General features: G+C 56.5%; 4 protein-coding genes. All 4 read left to right on the plus strand.

Annotation, left to right across the window (positions count from 1 at the left end; translation table 11 throughout):
* Nucleotides 1–152 precede the first annotated feature (152 nt).
* Complete coding sequence (locus HYU99_06980) at nucleotides 153–2,492, plus strand: hypothetical protein (GenBank protein MBI2340087.1); 2,340 nt, start codon at nucleotides 153–155, stop codon at nucleotides 2,490–2,492.
* Complete coding sequence (locus HYU99_06985) at nucleotides 2,485–4,584, plus strand: hypothetical protein (protein ID MBI2340088.1); 2,100 nt, start codon at nucleotides 2,485–2,487, stop codon at nucleotides 4,582–4,584. Before HYU99_06980 ends, HYU99_06985 begins: the two co-directional genes overlap by 8 nt.
* A 493-nt stretch (nucleotides 4,585–5,077) precedes the next feature.
* Nucleotides 5,078–5,281 (plus strand): DUF2283 domain-containing protein, encoded by a 204-nt coding sequence (locus tag HYU99_06990; GenBank protein MBI2340089.1) that lies wholly within the window; start codon nucleotides 5,078–5,080, stop codon nucleotides 5,279–5,281.
* 7 nt (nucleotides 5,282–5,288) lie between these two features.
* The coding region (locus tag HYU99_06995; protein MBI2340090.1) for a hypothetical protein at nucleotides 5,289–5,495 on the plus strand (207 nt) is incomplete at its 3' end.

Raw genomic sequence — 5,495 nt, forward strand, 5'->3', positions numbered from 1 at the left:
GCCGATTAACTAACTAGCCGAATTTTATTATCAAATTTTCAGCCCCTCCAAAAATCATTCATTTTTAAAAATCTTTTAGCAACTTTTTTTACAACTTGCCGATAACTTCAAGTGGACGGGTAAAGGTGTAAAAATTTATGGGGGACCGCTTTATGAAAAAAATGACCGTCATGTTGCTCGTTTTGATCTGTTCCTTTCTGGCCGGGCGCGCGGCATTCGCCACCTGCTGGGTGGATACGGAGAGCACCAGCGCCGCCGACCTTGACGGCCTGGTGGGACTCAACGATTCCATCAACACCTACGGCCTCGGAACGGTGGGATGCGAGGCCCCGTCTTCCATCAGCGCCGACTACGATCTCGCGGTCAAGTTTGTCACGGAGGAGTTCTGCGACACCTTTCCATCATCCTGCGACGCCGACGGCGGCGTTGCCGGCCACACCATTGCCTTGACCTCGCGGCTGAAACTCAAAAGCCCCGATGCCAGCGTGATGATCGGCAATGACGACAGCCTCGATGCCTACGAATTGATCGTCATCGACGCCCGCGATTACGCCGACGAAAAAGCCAACGGCAAAGTCGATACCAATGTTTTCAACTGCAATGCCGGTTCCGACAGCATTAAATACGGCTTGAGAAACATGGTCATCTATACCGACGGCTTAAACTACGACCAGGTTTTTGAGGAAGAGTGCCTGGTGGACGAAGGGGATGTCTATGTCTGCGGCAATTACGGGCCGAGTGATACCCTCCCCACCGCCACCCCCGGTTCGGCTTCCTGGTGCCCTGAAGATGACTGCGAAAACGGACAGGATGACGACAACGACGGCGATGTCGACTGCAACGACTCCAATTGCGCGGACGATACCGCCTGCGAGGAGGAAACAACCGACAACGATGCCGATGACGACGGCCACGATTCGATCACTTCCGGCGGCGATGACTGCGACGATACCGATCCGGATGCCTATCCCGGTGCCGAGGAAATTCCCCTAAACGGCACGGACGAAGACTGCGATGGGGATGACGGCGATTGTTCCATTACGGTGACCGAAGATCCCGCCGATGGAACGGTCACGCAGGGGGAATCGGTTTCTTATACAATCACCTATGCTACCTCCGGTGGCTATGAAGGGGAGGGGAGAATTTCTCTTTCCGGCACCGATTCCACCATGACCAAAGATCCGACCTCCAGCGTCACGGTTGCCTCGGGAGGGTCGACCACCATCGCCGTGACCACCAGCGCCTCCACGGCGGCGGGCGATTATCCCTTTACCATTTATGCCAAGGTGGAATCGGACAGGAGTCTTCCGTTTGCCATGGTGGCCCCCACAGGCCCCACAAGCATTGTCACCGATGGGCTCACTCCGGTCTCCTCCTTCTATCAAACCTGCGATACGGAAACAGTCACCTTGACGGTGGAAGCGGCAACGACATCCGGCGATATCGACGACGACGGCGACGGCTATTACGATGATGACGACGGAGACGGGGACTGGAACGATTCAACCGACATGAGCTTGTTTGACTGCGACGACAGCGATGCCTCGGTCAGCCCCGGCGCACCCGAAGATTGCAGTGACGGCATCGACAACGATTGCGACGGCACGATTGACGAAATCCCCACTTGGTATGCCGATTCGGATAGTGACGGCTATGGCGACACCGCCGTATCAGAGGATGTCTGTGACCAGCCGACTGGTTATGTAGCCGACAACACCGATTGCGACGACACCGAAGCGACGGTGAGCCCCTCCGGAACCGAAATCTGCGGCGACGACATCGATCAGGATTGTTCCGGCGACGACGAGGCCTGTGTCGAAGACTGCACCGACGGCGAGGATAACGACGGCGACGGCGAAATCGACTGCGACGATTCCGACTGCGCCGACGATGTCGCCTGCGCCGAGGAGACCGGCGATACCGACGACGACGAAGACGGCTATTACGATGATGACGACGGCGACGGGGACTGCAACGACACCGCCGAATGCGACTGTGACGATAACGATGACGACAGCAACCCTGCCTCCTCCGAGGCCTGCGATGATGAAGAGGACAACGACTGCGACGGCGAGACCGACGAGGGATGTTCCGGCGATGCGGATGTGGACGACGACGGCGACGGCTACTGCGAGGATTTTGAATCGTGCGACGACGGAAGCCTGCCGGGCGACTGCGACGACGCCAACCCTTCCGCCTACCCGGATGCAAACGAGGCCGAAGGGGACGCCTGCACCACGGGGGTGGACCTCGACTGCGACGGTTTTACCTGCGATGTCGACCCGGATGTCAGTTGCCTTGGCAACATCGACCTCTGTGGCGCGCTGGAGGGGGGGAGCGGTTGCGGTTGCGACCTGACCTCCGCCTCAACCGGCATGGGCCTTGCAAATCTCGTTCAGCTCCTTTTGGCCCTTCTGCCTCTGGGGATTGCGGGATCAGTTCGGATTCGGCTTCTAAAAAATCATCAAGCGAGAGGAGAGAACCATGTTTAAAAAAATCATCTTCGGCTTTTTTGCCTGTAGTGTGGCCCTTTTTGGGCTTACCGCGGGAATGCGCCCGGCACAGGCCGTCTGTCTGGTCGCCAACGAAAAGGACGGGGCCAGCGAGCCTTACAACCTTGGAAGCCTCCGCCGGAAAATCCAGACCTACAACAACGCCGACAGCGCGGAAGGTTTCTGCGATATCCCCTCCGGAACAGCCGATGACTCATCCTTTGACCAGGCCATCAACTTTTTCACGGAGGAATGGGACTTAATCCCCGACGGAGTCCTGAACTATACAAATACGGTTGAGGATCCCATTGTTCTTGTAGATACCCTGAAGTTTAACAACAAAGATAAGATGACCGTCGTGGTGGGAAACTGGGGCGAAGGCACCACCCCCATCTCTTCCTGGACCGATTACGGCAACGTGACCATCGACGGGACGGCATTGGCGGAGGGGGAGGCGGTTTTCGCCTGCGGATCCAGCCAGCCTGATGATTCGGTAACACTCCGAAATCTCACCATCAAGATGAACGCCCCGACGGCGGAGGATGGATCGGCGATCACCGACTATGACCTCTTCGGCGACAACGACGGCGACGGCGAGGATGACCTCCCCTGTCTTGTGGATGGCGGTGATAACACAGTCGAGGTCAGCGGCGGAACGACACCGACAACCGATTACGACAGCGACGAGGATGGCGACGGATATTATGTGGATGGCGACGACGAAGGAGATGAATGCGGCGACACGGTTTCAAGCGCCCGCAGGGCCAAACGTTCGAGTTCATCGCCGGTCGGCTTCAAGTCATATGTCCTTTCACCCATTGCCTCCATTGTTGCAGACCGGAAATACACGTTGAGCGCGGTCATGGTGGACAGTTGCGACTGCGACGATTCGGATGAGAGCATCCATCCCGATGCCGAGGAAATCTGCGGCGACGGGATTGACCAGGACTGCGACGATGAGGACGAAGAGTGCGGAGAAGGTGGGGAAGAGGATACCGACGACGACGGCGACGGCTACTCCGAAGACGGCACTGTCGGCGGCGCGGAGGACTGCGACGACACTGCCGAGGATACAGATGGGGATGGCGTGGCCGATGGATATCCCATCAACCCCGCGGCCGAAGACTGCGACGAAGATGAAGTGGACGAAAACTGCGATGGTTCATATGATATGCTAAGCTCCTGTGACGAAGCCGCGGACGACGACGGCGACGGCTACTGCGAGGCGATCTATGAGTGCCCCGATGAGAGCCTTGGCGCTGGCGACTGCGACGATGACGATCCCGACATCAACCCCGGCGTGACCGAAATTGAGGATGACGGGACCTGCAGTGATGAGATCGACAACAACTGCGACGGCGGCACGGACACCGACGCCACCTGCCCCGACTACAGCGCCACCGACGACGACGGCGATGGCTACTCCGAAGACGGCACTGTCGGCGGCGCGGAGGACTGCGATGACGAGGATGCAACCATTAATCCCGGCGCCAGCGAATACGACGCCGGCGATGACGATATCGACAACGACTGCGACGGCGAAACCGACGAGGTCTTTGCTGGCGAGTCCACCGACGACGACGACGGCGACGGCTACTGCGAAGACACCGAGGCCTGTACCGATGATACGGTCCTCCCCGGCGATTGCAATGATGCCTCTGCCGAGGCCAGCCCGGTTGGCGTCGAGGCCTGCGATGATGAAGAGGACAACGACTGCGACGGCGAAACCGACGAGGGATGCGTTGGCGACGCGGATGTCGATGACGATGGCGACGGGTATTCCGAGGATGGGAGCGTCGGCGGCGAGCTCGACTGCGACGACGGCGATGCCGCCGTGAATGTCGATGCCGACGAATCTTCGGATACCGAAGGGACCTGCGATGACAGCGCCGACAACGACTGTGATGGCGATGCCGACGCGCTGGACGATGGTTGCGTTAGCGGAGATGTATCAGACGATACCGGCTCCAGCGGTTGCGGGTGCGATGTAAGCGCCACGAACGGTTCGGCGAATTATCTTGAGTTGATCTTGGGCCTTCTGGGTCTGGTATCGATGCGAATTGTGACTAAAAAGAAATCCGTAGGGGCGTGATGAATGAATCAAAGAGGAATACTAAACAACCCTCGATTCAGGTAAATGTACTGAATAATGAATACTCATCAACCACGAGGCGTATCGGCTGTTCACGCCGCCCCTTTTTCCAGCCAGCGGCGCAGGATGGACTGATAGCACGCATCTTTTCTAAGATATCACGACTTTCGCCAAGAATCAAAATGTCTTGATCGGTCGAGAAGGGTTTTTTCTTTGAGGAACGGAACAGAAGTATGCTATGCACCTCGCGTGAAGGTCTGTTTCAGCCGACATTCCCTGGCCAAATTCGCCATGCTAAAAAGACACGGTTTTGCCGTGACCAAAAAAGAGGTAATCGGGGCAGTCAAAAACCCCGATGCCACCTCAAATCAGGAACCTGACAAGATTATCTACCAAAAATCCATATCGAAGACGCACGTAATTAGGGTGGTGACGAAAACAAGGAATCATGAGATATTCATTATAACTTTTTATCCGGGGAGGAAGAACCGCTATGAAAATCGACTTTGATATCGAGGCTGATGTGTTGACTATTGAGACATCAAAATCCGGCAAGATCGACCATGCCACACAAATGGGGCCGGCAATTGTGCATTTCGACAGGAAAGGAAAACCGATTTTAATTGAAATTCTCGATGCTTCCTCATTTGTCTCAGAGATTGTCAAAACGGCAATGAAGGCAAAGATGGCCGCCTGAAGGTTCAATGAATCCCGACATCAAAATCGACTTCAATCGCGTCATGGCCTCCTCCCTTGGGCAGGATATGGGGATCGATATCCAGCGGCTCTTCGATCTCGAAACGCAGACGCAGGAAATTCACAAGGGGATCCACGCCATGAGGGAGATGGGGCAGATCCCCTTTCTTCACCTGCCGGACGACGACGAACTTCTTAAAAAAGTCCAGAACGCC

Source organism: Deltaproteobacteria bacterium (genome assembly GCA_016183175.1).
Classification (GTDB): domain Bacteria; phylum UBA10199; class UBA10199; order UBA10199; family SBBF01; genus JACPFC01.

Excerpts from the sequence above, each read along its gene's own strand:
- HYU99_06980 (MBI2340087.1), top strand. The coding sequence starts at position 153 with ATGAAAAAAATGACCGTCATGTTGCTCGTTTTGATCTGTTCCTTTCTG.
- HYU99_06985 (MBI2340088.1), top strand. The coding sequence starts at position 2,485 with ATGTTTAAAAAAATCATCTTCGGCTTTTTTGCCTGTAGTGTGGCCCTT.
- HYU99_06990 (MBI2340089.1), top strand. The coding sequence starts at position 5,078 with ATGAAAATCGACTTTGATATCGAGGCTGATGTGTTGACTATTGAGACA.